At 57.6% G+C, this 243-nt stretch carries 1 rRNA gene; it reads right to left on the bottom strand.

The features are described from left to right. Positions 1-243 (bottom strand): 16S ribosomal RNA (locus ciss_RS06490); the annotation flags it as partial.

The following is a 243-nucleotide window of genomic DNA, read 5'->3' as shown; positions in this document are numbered from 1 at the left end:
TGTCTCAGTCCCAGTGTGGCCGTCCACCCTCTCAGGCCGGCTACCCATCGTCGCCTTGGTAGGCCATTACCCTACCAACTAGCTAATAGGACGCGGGCCCATCTGTAAGCGGTAGCAGCTTCCGCTTAAGCCACCTTTCCTATCAGGTCTCTAAACCTGATAGCGTATCCGGTATTAGCCCCGGTTTCCCAGGGTTATCCCGGTCTTACAGGTAGGTCACCCACGCGTTACTCACCCGTCCGC

Source organism: Carboxydothermus islandicus, assembly GCF_001950325.1.
GTDB lineage: Bacteria > Bacillota > Z-2901 > Carboxydothermales > Carboxydothermaceae > Carboxydothermus > Carboxydothermus islandicus.
This window is presented reverse-complemented; position numbering and strand designations above follow the sequence as displayed.